19 protein-coding genes and 1 pseudogene are annotated in these 12811 nt (G+C 34.9%); 11 read left to right on the top strand and 9 right to left on the bottom strand.

Going from position 1 to position 12811, the window contains the following annotated elements; all coding sequences use genetic code 11:
* Positions 1–163: 163 nt before the first annotated feature.
* A pseudogene (locus QMQ21_RS02225) lies at positions 164–539 on the bottom strand (tyrosine-type recombinase/integrase); the annotation flags it as partial.
* A 65-nt stretch (positions 540–604) separates the two neighbouring features.
* Between QMQ21_RS02225 and QMQ21_RS02220 the strand changes: the two are divergent.
* Both QMQ21_RS02220 and QMQ21_RS02215 read left to right on the top strand, forming a co-directional pair.
* Positions 605–1410, top strand: a protein-coding gene (locus tag QMQ21_RS02220; RefSeq protein ID WP_261813822.1) for an IS5 family transposase whose coding sequence is annotated in 2 segments (ribosomal slippage) — positions 605–979 and positions 982–1410 — 804 coding nt in all. Because the reading frame shifts where the segments join, the coding sequence is not laid out codon by codon here.
* A 121-nt stretch (positions 1411–1531) separates the two neighbouring features.
* Entirely contained in the window at positions 1532–1750 is a 219-nt protein-coding gene (locus QMQ21_RS02215) for a hypothetical protein (protein WP_152639384.1), read from the top strand.
* Between the two features lie 100 nt (positions 1751–1850).
* Here QMQ21_RS02215 and QMQ21_RS02210 read toward each other — a convergent pair whose 3' ends face one another.
* Genes QMQ21_RS02210 through QMQ21_RS02195 form a run of 4 tightly spaced genes read right to left on the bottom strand, consistent with a single transcriptional unit; the run spans position 1851 to position 5940 of the window.
* Positions 1851–3221 (bottom strand): MFS transporter, encoded by a 1371-nt coding sequence (locus QMQ21_RS02210; protein WP_000753505.1) that lies wholly within the window; start codon positions 3219–3221, stop codon positions 1851–1853.
* Positions 3221–4318, bottom strand: a complete 1098-nt coding sequence (locus QMQ21_RS02205) for an oxidoreductase (protein WP_042901634.1) — start codon at positions 4316–4318, stop codon at positions 3221–3223. Before QMQ21_RS02205 ends, QMQ21_RS02210 begins: the two co-directional genes overlap by 1 nt.
* A 1-nt stretch (position 4319) precedes the next feature.
* Positions 4320–5000, bottom strand: a complete 681-nt coding sequence (locus tag QMQ21_RS02200) for an AAA family ATPase (protein ID WP_000684424.1) — start codon at positions 4998–5000, stop codon at positions 4320–4322.
* A gap of 22 nt (positions 5001–5022) precedes the next feature.
* A complete protein-coding gene (locus QMQ21_RS02195; RefSeq protein ID WP_000351501.1) occupies positions 5023–5940 on the bottom strand; it encodes an AvrD family protein in 918 nt (305 codons plus the stop codon).
* A 102-nt stretch (positions 5941–6042) separates the two neighbouring features.
* Here QMQ21_RS02195 and QMQ21_RS02190 point away from each other — a divergent pair, with 102 nt between their 5' ends.
* Positions 6043–6372, top strand: a complete 330-nt coding sequence (locus tag QMQ21_RS02190) for a winged helix-turn-helix transcriptional regulator (protein ID WP_000447029.1) — start codon at positions 6043–6045, stop codon at positions 6370–6372.
* A 519-nt stretch (positions 6373–6891) separates the two neighbouring features.
* Here the strand turns inward: QMQ21_RS02190 and QMQ21_RS02185 are convergent.
* Positions 6892–7116, bottom strand: coding sequence for a helix-turn-helix transcriptional regulator (locus QMQ21_RS02185; protein ID WP_001041099.1), 225 nt, complete (start codon positions 7114–7116; stop codon positions 6892–6894).
* Positions 7117–7118: 2 nt separating this feature from the next.
* On the bottom strand, positions 7119–7697 hold the full coding sequence (locus QMQ21_RS02180; RefSeq protein WP_261813821.1) for a hypothetical protein: 579 nt from the start codon (positions 7695–7697) through the stop codon (positions 7119–7121).
* Between the two features lie 699 nt (positions 7698–8396).
* Here QMQ21_RS02180 and rpsP point away from each other — a divergent pair.
* The 7 genes from rpsP (at position 8397) to QMQ21_RS02145 (ending at position 11518) form a co-directional block, all read left to right on the top strand.
* Positions 8397–8669 (top strand): 30S ribosomal protein S16, encoded by a 273-nt coding sequence (gene rpsP, locus QMQ21_RS02175; protein WP_000268760.1) that lies wholly within the window; start codon positions 8397–8399, stop codon positions 8667–8669.
* Positions 8670–8688: 19 nt separating this feature from the next.
* Positions 8689–8928 carry an RNA-binding protein KphA gene (kphA, locus tag QMQ21_RS02170; protein WP_000379617.1) on the top strand — a complete coding sequence of 80 codons (240 nt, stop codon included), beginning with the start codon at positions 8689–8691 and terminating at the stop codon, positions 8926–8928.
* Positions 8929–8971: 43 nt separating this feature from the next.
* Positions 8972–9298 (top strand): MazG nucleotide pyrophosphohydrolase domain-containing protein, encoded by a 327-nt coding sequence (locus tag QMQ21_RS02165; RefSeq protein ID WP_247935345.1) that lies wholly within the window; start codon positions 8972–8974, stop codon positions 9296–9298.
* Between the two features lie 7 nt (positions 9299–9305).
* Entirely contained in the window at positions 9306–9857 is a 552-nt protein-coding gene (locus tag QMQ21_RS02160) for a hypothetical protein (protein WP_261813820.1), read from the top strand.
* 83 nt (positions 9858–9940) lie between these two features.
* On the top strand, positions 9941–10459 hold the full coding sequence (rimM, locus tag QMQ21_RS02155; RefSeq protein WP_261813819.1) for a ribosome maturation factor RimM: 519 nt from the start codon (positions 9941–9943) through the stop codon (positions 10457–10459).
* On the top strand, positions 10449–11168 hold the full coding sequence (gene trmD, locus QMQ21_RS02150) for a tRNA (guanosine(37)-N1)-methyltransferase TrmD (RefSeq protein ID WP_000686916.1): 720 nt from the start codon (positions 10449–10451) through the stop codon (positions 11166–11168). Before rimM ends, trmD begins: the two co-directional genes overlap by 11 nt.
* 11 nt (positions 11169–11179) lie before the next feature.
* Positions 11180–11518 carry an ATP cone domain-containing protein gene (locus tag QMQ21_RS02145; RefSeq protein ID WP_001196039.1) on the top strand — a complete coding sequence of 113 codons (339 nt, stop codon included), beginning with the start codon at positions 11180–11182 and terminating at the stop codon, positions 11516–11518.
* A 30-nt stretch (positions 11519–11548) separates the two neighbouring features.
* On the opposite strand, the gene QMQ21_RS02140 is transcribed toward QMQ21_RS02145, so the two are convergent.
* Complete coding sequence (locus QMQ21_RS02140; protein WP_049502150.1) at positions 11549–11869, bottom strand: hypothetical protein; 321 nt, start codon at positions 11867–11869, stop codon at positions 11549–11551.
* 98 nt (positions 11870–11967) lie between these two features.
* Here QMQ21_RS02140 and QMQ21_RS02135 point away from each other — a divergent pair, with 98 nt between their 5' ends.
* Positions 11968–12183, top strand: coding sequence for a YdbC family protein (locus QMQ21_RS02135; protein WP_000807437.1), 216 nt, complete (start codon positions 11968–11970; stop codon positions 12181–12183).
* 53 nt (positions 12184–12236) lie between these two features.
* On the opposite strand, the gene QMQ21_RS02130 is transcribed toward QMQ21_RS02135, so the two are convergent.
* Positions 12237–12773: a biotin transporter BioY gene (locus QMQ21_RS02130; protein ID WP_049502149.1), complete on the bottom strand. Its 537-nt coding sequence runs from the start codon at positions 12771–12773 to the stop codon at positions 12237–12239.
* Between the last annotated feature and the right edge of the window lie 38 nt (positions 12774–12811).

The raw sequence follows: 12811 nt of genomic DNA, 5'->3' as shown, positions 1-12811 counted from the left end.
CATAAGTGTACTCGAAGTATTTAGGAAACCAGGTCTTAAGAAAGCTCGTAAAGCTAGCCAGTTCTCTAAACGTTAAGAAACGGCTACAATACAGCATTTATCAACACTTCATGGTTCACACCATGGGGTGTTTTTTGATGTTTTTTTAGCAAAATTCACACCATTACTTTTTAAGGTTACGGTAGGCAAATTCACCAACGGCCATAGGAACTACATTAGAAGTGTTGACATAAATCTGAGTTGTACCTGTATCGCTATGTGTTAGAGCTTCTGAAATGTCCTCTAGTGATGTGCCAAATTGTTTGGCAAGAGTTGCACCCGTATGACGTAATTTATGAGGTGTAGCGTGTGTTAGTTCTGGATGACGTGAGGTAGTCAGAGTGTAGTGGACCGTTAACATTGCTCTTCATATCGATATAAGTAAAGACATACTGTTCATCAGATTGGATAATTCCAAATTTTGCTAGTTCTCTTTTTTGTTGCTTTTCCCATGACTGAAGTAAATCAGTTAGTTCAACAGGAATTCGGGAAATTGTTTTTTATTTCCTTAGGTTGGTATTAGTAATAGACTTCCTGCGAAACAAAAATATGATACAATAAAACTATGAATTATGAATCAAGTAAAGTATTAAGTGATGCACGATTTAAGCGCCTTGTTGGTGTTCAGCGCACTACTTTTGAAGAGATGTTAGCTGTGTTAAAAACAGCTTATCAACGTAAACACGCGAAAGGTGGACGAACCCCTAAGTTAAGACTAGATGACCTCCTCATGGCTACTCTTCAATATATGCGAGAATACCGCACTTATGAACAAATTGCGGTTGATTTTGGTATTCACGAAAGCAACTTAATCCGTCAGAGTCAATGGGTTGAAGCAACTCTTATTCAAAATGGTTTTACGATTTCAAAAACTCATCTTAGTGCTGAGGATACGGTGATTGTGGATGCAACAGAGGTAAAAATCAATCGTCCTAAAAAAATCAACTAGCCAATTATTCTGGTAAAAAGAAATGTCATGCTATGAAGGCTCAGGCGATTGTCACAAGCCAAGGGAGAATTGTTTCTTTGGATATTGCAGTGAACTATTGCCACGATATGAAGTTGTTCAAAATGAGTCGCAGAAACATCGGACAAGCTGGTAAAATCTTAGCAGACAGTGGTTATCAAGGGATCATGAAGATGTATTCACAAACGCAAACTCCGAGGAAATCAAGTAAACTTAAGCCACTAACTCTTAAAGATAAATCCTATAATCATGTGCTATCTAAAGAGAGAATCAAGGTTGAGAATATTTTTGCCAAAGTAAAAACGTTTAAAATGTTTTCAACAAGCTATCGAAATCGACGTAAACGCTTTGGATTACGAATGAATTTGATTGCTGGAATTATCAATCGTGAACTAGGATTTTAGTTTCGCAGGAAGTATAATAAAAGCCATTAATTATATATCAAATACAATCTATACTATTTATCAGTTAGTAAAAGATTTAAAAGATTTGACTAGTGAAACGATTGCTAGCGAGGTTCAGGATATGAGTGAAGAGCTACTCAAAAGAGATATTGCAATTGATAGTAGCCTAGTTCATTATGATGACGGTCTTCTTTTGGGAAGTTTAATCAATATTGAGGATAGCCAAGGAACACGACGAGTGTTATCTAATTTATCATATGAACTAACGCTTATGCATTTTTCACAGTTTCATCAAGGTTATGAGGTAGTTGGTATTTTACAATCTTTGCGACAAAAGTAATTGAGTTATTTATTAAGCAAATTATGATGATTGGAGTAATTGTGCTGAGAAATAATATAAAACGCAATCAACTTTTAAATTGATTGCGTTCTGTTTAGTTTTATTCTTTTCCATAAAGGTAACGACTAGCAATTAACCAAGTAGCAATATACATTATCACGTTAACCAAAAATGCGATAACGATGACTATATTCCAATCATGGGATAAATTAGTAGTTACAATCCCCATAATTGTTGTACCAAAAAGTCCACCAATCTGTTTGTTAGCGTTTAGAGTTGCACCAGCAATTCCAGATAATTCTTGACCAGCAGCTTCCATAAGAATGGTTGTAGTTGCTGGAGTTAACACTCCGATACCTAGACTCATTAAAGAAAATAAAGGAATTAGGATGTATAGTTGAATTTCATGAAAAAGAACTCCAATTCCAAAAATTCCTGCTGCTCCTACAATGGCAAAAATAATTGAGACAGTAGCGAGGCTTCCCACGGAAAATCGTTTTACAGCACGTGCGTAAAATAAATTACCAATAATTAAGACAATCATTCCTGGTAGAATGAGGAGTCCAGAAACCATTGAGGAAAGGTTTAAATAAGTTTGAAAATAGAGTCCTAGCACCAAAACAATGCCATATAGTGAAATGTTAACTACTAAACCTAATAGATTAGAGACAATAAACTTAGCATTTTTTAATAGTTGGTGGGGAACAATAGGTGCTTTACTTTTTTTATCGTGGACTACTAAACCAATAGCAAATAATATAAATAGGAGAAGAAACAATAAAAGATTTGAGTTACTATAACCATATTGATTCCCTTCAACAAGGTAAATAACTAGACTTCCGATAGTTGTAACCAGAAATATATTACTAAAGATGTCAATTCTGGTCTTTAGATTGGCAATATTATTTTTCACGAGAAGTAATATTGAAATTACTGTCAAAATTCCAAATGGAATATTGACCAAGAAAATACCCCTCCATCCGAAGTAGTTAATTATTAGTCCACCAATAAAAGAACCAGTACCGGTTGCAACAGAAATAATTGCTGTCCAGATTCCTAACATACGTGCTCTTTTAGTAGAATCGGGGTATGAAATGAATAAAAGTGCTAATGAACTTGGCATAAACAAAGAAGCACCGAAACCTTGAATGAATCTAAGTATAATTAATGTTTCAATATTTGGTGAAAAAGAGCACCCAAACGAGGATAGTGTAAAAATTGTCATTCCAATTAATAAAATTCGTTTAGCACCATATTTTGTTGTTAGATTTCCTGAAAGTAGGAGTAAAGACCCTAAAGCTAGTGTATAGGCGTTAATAATCCAAATGGATTGCTCTAATGAGACTCTCATAGCTGTTTCAATATGGGGAACAGCAAGAACCACTCCGGTTGTATCTAGGACCGCCATAATGTATCCTAGTGAAAGAATAAAAAGTAGATAAGCTGGCGCTTTTGTATTTGTTTTTTTCATCAATCTTCCTCCGTTATTTCATCAAACCAATTTTCATTTATCAATAGAGGACGACCAAAAGCAAGTAAATCAAACCCTCCTTCTTTAAAATCAGAAACTAAATTATTCGAGTAAAAAATTTGTGCCTTTTTCCTTTGTAAATGAAGATATGACATTTTAGGTTGTGATGTTATTTCTGTAATAAGTGTTGGAATATCTTTGTATAGAATTTCAGGTGAACCTATGCCTCCAGTTGTTATTGTAGGCTTATTTGCAATTTTTTTCACCCAGTATGATAAATTGCCTGATTTTCCAGTGACAGCAGAATCTGTATAGTTTATTTCAGAGCAGTCAAAGATATCAACACCTGCATTTGAAATTGGTATTATGATTTGTTTTAATTCCTCTAAAGTTTTTGCTAATTTTGCAGTAGGATCATAACTTTTAAAATTTGATAGGCGAATGAAAATCGGAAAATTGTCCCCAACAACTTTTCTACATTCCTTAATAACTCTTTCTGCAAAGTAAGTTCTATTTTTAAAACCAAACTCATCAGTTCTCTGGTTGGTCTCTGCTGTTAAAAAATCATGAATTAAACTACCGTGTGCAGCATGAATATCAACTCCATCAAAACCAGATATTTGAGCTTTTCTGGCGGCTTCAGCAAATTTTTGGACAATAAGGTTAATTTCTTCAACTGATAAAGGTGACCCCACTTTCTTTTTTCCAATGTATCCAGATGGAGTAGAGACCTTAAGAGATAAATCAGTTTTTGAAAATGCTCTTGAACTCCCACTATGCCAAAGCTCAGCAATAGCCTTACTTTTTTCTTGGTGAATTGCCTTGGTTACTTGTTTCCATACCTCAATATCACGACTGGTTGAAATATTTGGTATATTTTCATTGTTAGTAGCAGTTTCATGCTCAATATTTATAGCGCCTATAATAAATAGCCCTACATTTTTTGCTCTTCGCTTATAGAACTCGGCAATTTCTGGTTTGGGAACACCACTTTCTACAAATCCTGTTGGAACTGGATTCATTACAATCCGATTTCTTAAAGATAGTTGGGATGTCTCAAACTTGGAAAAGAGGATATTTCTCAAATCTTTATCCATATTATTTACCCTCCTGAACGATATTATAGTTTTGCGCTTCCTTTTTTGCTAAAGAAACTGCTTGTTCAATACTTATTACAGGTTTTAGTTGATAAATTTCTGAAATCTTCTGGAGTCTTTCCTCGATAGTACCGCCCACGATATGGTAAGGAATTTTTAATTCATCCAGTGTTATTAATAGCAAATCGTTTGAGCGTTTTCTAAATAATTCTGACACAGGACGATGGCCATCTGGAGCTAAAGGAAATTCAATAGGCAAATGTACAAATGATTCATAAGTTTCTTTAGCATAGTCTTTTGCAACAGACCCAAAATTTTTCATAACTTCTCTAAGATATTTGAGGTCATCAGTTAAAATAATATTTCCTTTATCTGTCTCTTGGTTGGGATTCATTCCTAATTCGGTTCTCACCATACCGTATACCCATTCATGTAAAGAGGAGCCATCAGAAACAAAAGAGTCAAGATGAGACTCCCTAACTGCTCGCTCCATTAGACGACGAATTCCTAATTGAACCAGCTCAGGACCAGTGGCGTCTTCTAATCTTTTTCCGGGTAAAGCTATGGGAAGAATCTCTCTCATAGTTTTTGCGTGTGTACGTGGTAAACCAGTATAAAAAGCTAGTGCTAAAGTTGTTGTCGTTTTTCCTGTCGAATAAGTTCCTGAAATTGCTATTTTCATATTAGTCCTCTTTCTATTTATCTTATAGCTCTTGAGCCACGGAATATATCAATGTTGACTCTCCAAGTTTTGAAATCATATCACTAACTCGAACATTCTTTCCTTTTAAAGGTACTATTTTAGTTTTTAGAACTTGAACTTTAATGTTGCCTTCACTTAACTGTGAATCGTTTGAAAGGTTGCGTAGGATTTTAATTTTACGCATTATCAATGTTTTCGAAAATTCTCTAGGGGTTCTGTCCAAATATGAATGTAACACTTCCGTAAGTTCAGCTGTTACAATTATATGGTCTAAGATAGATGGTAATCTCTTTTTCAAGAGATGTGCTGATTCAATACCACTAAATTTATCTGAATAGGAAAAAGAAGTAGTAGCTGAAATAGAATTTAATTCTGTTTTCACCGAAATATCAGTTAGTTTGGTATCAACTGTTTTAAAGTTTGAAAAATAGTAATCTTCTCCAGAATTTATTTTAAGTTGTTTTGAGTCATCAAATAAATCGACAACTAATTCAACCGAAAACGAAGCTATCCTTCCCTTGAAGGATAGCTTATCATCAGATGATAAGCTCAATTTTGCTGTAACATTTTTCAAATCTTCTACAAGAGATTTTCCTGCTTTTACCGAGAAACTAGAAATTAGAGCATTATTGATTGTGTCCTCTTCTATGACTAATTCTTCTCTAAGAAAATCGCTGACTAGTTTCACAGCAAGTACAATAGAATCTAAAGAGCTAAAATGTGGTTTTATTGACTCAATATTTTTCTTAGTTGACCAACTCTTCGGATAGTTGATTTCAAATACTGACTCAATTCCTTCAAAAGTAATATGTTTAACTTTCTGAAAATATTTTACTTGTGTATATCCATTACCAAAGTATCTTCCATCAGGACTGCCGAGAATATCTTCAATACGGTCAAACTTAGTTATAATGTCCATAGTAATTTCTCCCTTCAAGTGATATAATTAATTTATCATGTAATTATTTATAAAACAAGAAGGGAAAAAAAGTATAGTAACTATCAAAAAAGGAGGAAATGAATGGAGACTTGCAAGATGCAACCTTTGAAAAAATCAATTTGTCCAGCAAGAAGGGTCTTGAATTTACTAAAGGGTAAATTTACTCTTGAGATTTTATCTGAAATTATTAATGGTAATATACATTATGGTAGTCTTTTGCGTAGTGTAGAAGGTATTAATCCTAGAATATTAGCTCAACGGTTACATGATTTCGAGCAAGAAGGTATTTTATCAAGAAAAGTTTTACCGACATCGCCTCCACAGGTTGAATATAAAATGACAAAAAAAGGTATTGCTCTAAGAAGTATCGTTGAAGAAATGAAAAAATGGGAGCAAACTTATAGAAATTAGATTGAATTTACATAATTTATTATTAATATTTTTCTATAAAATAGAAAATGTAATTCTGAAAGATTTGGTAATCTTGTTAATCAAAGCAACGTAAAAACCTAGTTCAAATGTGTGACTAGGGTTTTTTGGCTCTATAATTTTTGTCGTGGGTAAGACCATAGGTAAAAACAGGCAAAATAAAAAATCATCTAAATAGTGGTGTGAACTTTTCGGTACATTCTAGCTCATTTTTTTGATTTTTTGGGGTGAAATTCACACCATTCAACTGAAATTTATTCAAATTAGATGAAATTCTGTTTTCTGAAAAAGTTGGAAAACATTGATTTTAAGCATTTACTGAAGGTTATTCAAATCATAGTTTTTCCAACCAGGTCTTAAGAAAGCTCGTAAGGCATCACAATTAGTAAAGGTTAATTTGAAAGAATTACTATATTTATAAAGAGCACATTTTCAAAGGATTTTTCTTTTGAATTCAATTCCTAATTAATCAATGAACTTAATACTAGGTCTCGAAAAGAATTATGCTTCCTCTTTCTGTCTGAGTTCAAAGAGATCTTCTACTTTTAGATTAAAAACTTGAGCAATTTTAAGAGCCATTTCCAGCGAAGGATTGTAACGATTATTTTCCAAGTGCAGAATTGTCTCGCGTCGCATGCCGATGCGGTCGGCTAACTCCTGCTGGGTCATGCCTGTGGACTCACGAACAGATTTGAGATTAGTAATAATCTTGCTTTCTTTGGCCATGCTTATCCTCTACGTTCCAAGATAAAATAGACAACCGCAAAGATGCAAATCAAGACAGCTATGCTAATAAATATCTGTCCCATGTAAAGAGTGAGAGACCCCATATACCCAATGATAACTGCTAGAATCATCAGTGCGCCTAGTATAAAAACAAACATCAAGCTAGCTGCCTTTGCTAAATTAGCATAAAAGCGTTCGTCCGGAGTTTCCTTGACATTTTTTAAAGAGAAAAAACTAAATCCAATCACTTCAATAACGAGGATAATTCCCAAAATCCATTCTTTAATACCAGAACTTACGCTAGGGGTTGCAACCCAAATTCCTACTGTATAAAAAATGCTTGCTGCAAACACAAGTATCGTGTAAAGCTTAGCAGACAAGTCAAAAATAATCTTTCCCTTACCTTTCTGACTCTTATGTAGCCAGCTCCAAATAGCTACAATTTGACCTGACACTGAAATACCAGTAATAACTAACTTGGGTCCCCAACTAAGATTAGAACCAAATAAAACAATAAAATCAATAAAGAGAGCTACGGCAATCATTGCAATGAGGCCACGCATTTTTTGACTTTTTTTCATGATAGACTCCTTTTTCATGTTATAAATATATAACATTTAAATGTTATGTTATAAATATATCACACTTAAATTTAGAAAGCAAGAATTTTATGTGTCAATGTGGTAATTATTTGAAAAAAATTTTTAATAAAAACCCTCGCTAGTCAAACAACTAAAGTATTCTTTGAAGCAATCATCGGATTTGATTTGGATAGTTTCGTTAATAATATTTTATGATAAAAAATTTTTGGAAAATCTAGATACTGTATGAATCTCTACTTTTTTTCTTAGACTGTTATAAAGTCTGTCAGAATAAGCTTTGTAGGTGTAGAAGTTAATTTTTACAGAACTAAATTATTCCCCTATTTAGAATCTATTAATTCATATTTTATAAATTAATTAGTAGATATCGTTCTTAAAATCCTTGATATTTCGCTTGGGAACAGGTTTTGGATTTAGGAGTCAGGCATCCAAATCACGTTCAGGAGAGATAAAGGGTTAGACTTGATAGTCTTTATAAAATGTTTCTATAATAGTATCCATGACATTCTCTTCATGATTTTTCTTGAAAATTCTAACAAATTTCTAAATGGTTTAAAAAATTCAAACTCTGTCAAGTTTTTTTCTTGACACCTGTTAGAAATCTGCTATAATAGAACATGTGCTAAATAGCTCAGCTATTTCACTCAAATAAAAAATTAAAGAAAAGAGATATTAAAAATGGCAGTAAAAATCCGTTTGACTCGTATGGGTTCTAAGAAAAAACCTTTCTACCGTATTAACGTAGCAGATTCACGTTCACCACGTGACGGACGTTTCATCGAAACAGTTGGAACTTACAACCCACTTGTTGCTGAAAACCAAGTAACTTTGAAAGAAGACCGCGTTCTTGCATGGTTGGCTGATGGAGCTCAACCTTCAGATACAGTTCGTAACATCCTTTCAAAAGAAGGCGTATTGAAGAAATTCCACGATTCTAAATTCTCAAAATAAGTTTAAAGTAGGTTGACAGATGGATACGATTGAAAATCTCATTATTGCGATTGTGAAACCCTTGATTTCACAACCAGATGCCTTAACTATCAAGATTGAAGATACACCAGAATTTTTGGAATATCACTTGGATCTTGATCAAAGCGATGTGGGTCGTGTAATCGGTCGTAAGGGTCGCACTATTTCTGCGATAAGAACGATTGTCTACTCTGTCCCAACTGAAGACAAAAAAGTAAGAATCGTTATTGACGAAAAATAAGAAGGGCGGGACGAATGTCTCGCTTTTTTGTGAGGAATAGAGGATGAAAGATTTAACGTTTAGACAATTACAAGACTACTTACTCGAACATTACCGGCAGTCTAGGACTGAGGAAGGTCTTTTTATCAAGCTAGTGGAGGAAGTCGGAGAAGTAGCCGAAGTTTTGAATGGGCGCTCTGGTCGAAAAGAGGGGGTTCAGGACTCGAACGAGGAACTTGCCAAAGAACTGGCTGATATCATTCACTACACCGTCGCAATCGCAGCTATTAATCATATTGACCTTACTAAAACTATCTTTGAGAAAGATAAAACTGCAGCCATTAAGTACCAACATGAACGAGATTTGGAAGGATTTCTGAAAGGAAACTGAAAGAAGAATGAATATTGATTGTGTTTTTAACATAGATTGGTCAATGTGTATTGATTGGCTATTACGAATTTTACAAATTGCGACATTTATTGTTGTGATTATAAAGATAACTTTCCAGAATAAGGTTTATATCAATAATATTGAAATCAAGGAAATTAAACCATTCGAGTTTGAATCTTTACATACAAAGTTTCACTATATTCATGAATTTACACATAATGTAAGTAGCAAACCTTTTAATCATTTGATTTTTTATCCCAAAGAAGTTGATATTGAAATAGTAGAATTTTATTCTTTAAACTATGATTCAAAAAGCAATTGTTTGATTGTTAATAATAAACTGCATACAGTTAAAAATTTAAAGAATTATACATGCTTATTGATTCATACAAATTTACCAGAGAATATGCCTAGTTTAAGAATGAAATGGAAAACAAGTCAGGGTGAAATTGGGGAATATACATTTTATAGCAATATGTATAACGGGAATGTAAATATCTCATCTTTTAAATATAAATTAACATTAAAGAGAAAATTATTAGCACTTTTGGGACTATAGGCCCCTCTATGTATCTTCCTCCAACTTGTGAAAATCCATAGAACGTGATAAAATAAAGGATAGAAATAGATACAGGAGACAAGATGAACTACTTTAATGTTGGGAAAATCGTCAATACGCAAGGGTTGCAAGGTGAGATGCGAGTCTTGTCTGTGACAGATTTTGCAGAAGAACGGTTTAAAAAAGGGGCTGAGCTGGCCTTGTTTGATGAAAAAAATCAGTTTGTTCAAACAGTGACCATTGCTAGCCACCGTAAACAGAAGAACTTTGACATTATTAAATTCAAAGACATGTACCATATCAATGCTATCGAAAAGTACAAAGGATACAGTCTCAAGGTTGCTGAGGAAGATTTGGACGATCTAGATGATGGTGAATTTTATTATCACGAGATTATCGGTTTGGAAGTCTATGAGGGTGATAACTTGATTGGAACCATCAAAGAAATCCTACAACCAGGTGCCAACGATGTCTGGGTGGTCAAGCGAAAAGGCAAGCGTGATTTGTTATTACCTTATATCCCACCAGTGGTTCTCAATGTTGATATTCCAAATAACCGCGTCGATGTGGAAATCTTAGAAGGGTTAGACGATGAAGATTGATATTTTAACCCTCTTTCCAGAGATGTTTTCTCCGCTAGAGCACTCAATCGTTGGAAAGGCTCGTGAAAAAGGTCTCTTGGATATCCAGTATCATAATTTCCGAGAAAATGCTGAAAAGGCTCGTCACGTCGATGATGAACCATATGGAGGTGGTCAGGGTATGTTGCTCCGAGCCCAACCTATTTTCGATGCCTTTGATGCTATTGAAAAGAAAAATCCTCGCGTCATTCTCCTAGACCCAGCTGGGAAGCAGTTTGATCAGGCTTATGCTGAGGATTTGGCTCAAGAGGAAGAACTTATCTTTATCTGCGGTCACTATGAGGGCTATGATGAGCGCATTAAGACCTTGGTGACAGATGAGATTTCCTTGGGGGATTATGTCCTTACTGGAGGAGAATTGGCGGCTATGACCATGATTGATGCTACAGTTCGCCTGATTCCAGAAGTAATTGGCAAGGAGTCTAGCCATCAAGATGATAGTTTTTCTTCTGGCCTTCTTGAATATCCTCAGTACACACGTCCCTATGATTATCGAGGTATGGTTGTACCAGATGTATTGATGAGCGGGCACCATGAAAAGATTCGTCAGTGGCGATTGTATGAGAGCTTAAAGAAAACCTACGAGCGCAGACCTGATTTGTTAGAAAATTATCAACTGACAGCAGAAGAAGAAAAAATGTTGGCAGAAATCAAAGAAAACAAAGAATAAAGGAGAAACCTATGCAAGTAATCAAACGTGATGGTGAAATTGCTGAATTTAATCCAGATAAGATTTACCAAGCTATCTTAAAGGCAGCTCAGACTGTCTATGTATTGACAGATGATTTGCGTCAAAACCTTGCACAAGTCACTAAGAAAGTGGTTTTGGACTTGGAGGAAGCCAAGGTAGAACGTGCCACTATCAGCATGATTCAGTCTTTGGTTGAACATCGTTTACTGGGAGCAGGTTACATTACCATCGCAGAACACTACATTTCCTATCGTCTACAACGTGACTTGGAAAGAAGTGGTTATGGAGATCATATCGCGGTTCATTTACATTTTGAACAAGTTCGCTAAGAAAAAAGAGTGGGATGAATCAACTACATCTCACTCTTTCTTAAATCTATTTTTTTGGGCTGTTTGGACGGTGGAAGGGACAAATCGTAGGCGTTGAATATCGCTTATGCGGATAATACGGCTCATATTTTTGGCAAAATTTTTCACGATAATTTGCTGGCGTTGCTGATCGTATTTGATGATGTCACCTGTAAAACTTGTCTCAGACAAGATAAGGTGAACAGCGGTTTGTTTCTGGATAGCCTCTTCAATAGTGGCTGTAAGGGAGTTACTTTCAGTCTGGTCAGGTTGGTCATGTCCATTTAAAAAGTCATGTATTTTATCTAGAACTTGCTGGAATTTATGTCTCATATTGGCCTCCCTTCTTTTATATCAATATTATATAAAATTTTCCTAAAATCTACAAGATTTTACGAATAATCAAATGAAAGCTAAAAAAGGAGAAGAAAATGGCAGAATTTACTTTTAAAATCGAAGAGCACTTGTTGACTCTTTCTGAAAACGAAAAAGGTTGGACTAAGGAAATCAACCGTGTGAGCTTTAATGGTGCTCCTGCAAAGTTTGATATTCGTGCTTGGAGTCCAGATCATACTAAAATGGGTAAAGGAATTACTCTCTCTAATGAAGAATTTCAAACAATGGTGGATGCTTTTAAAGGCAACTAAGTTTTCAAAATGAAAGAAAAGGATATTGAGTCATGACAACTCGATATCCTTTTTTAGTTAGCAAAGTAAGCCTGATTTTTAAGGCGTTGAAGTAGGGGACGACTAATAAAACTAATAGCCAGAAGTTTACCAAGATCTGGAATGATAAAGGGAATGACCCCCACAATAAGAGCTTTTTCAAATGCCATTCCAGCTAGGAAATGCAAGCTGAGGATCCCACCGACAAAAACAAGTGTATCTCCCAAGAGATTTGCTAGAAAAATTCTGACAAAACCACTATCACTGTTAGTTAGAGAAGAGGTAAGTCCAGAATAAACAAGATAAAACCAAAGATAGCCTGCAGTAGGACCAACTAAAGCCTGAAAACCAGCTCCACCTCCTGCAAAGACAGGAAGACCGATAGCACCTAGAAGAAGATAGAGTCCAACAGAAAGTACAGCCTCCCTCGGTCTAAAGACAGTAGCAATCAAGCCGATTGCAAAGTTTTGCAGAGTGAAGGGGACAGGTCCAATTGGAAGACTGATTTGTGCTAAAACAGCAATGAGAGCAGCCCCAATAGCAGGGATGGCATAAACGTGAGCTTTTTTCAAAATAGTTAACCTCTTTTCTGATGTATAGTAACTATTAT

This window comes from Streptococcus bouchesdurhonensis, from assembly GCF_948472335.1.
The sequence above is the reverse complement of the archived record's forward strand: the minus strand, read 5'-3'. Positions and strand labels throughout refer to the sequence as shown.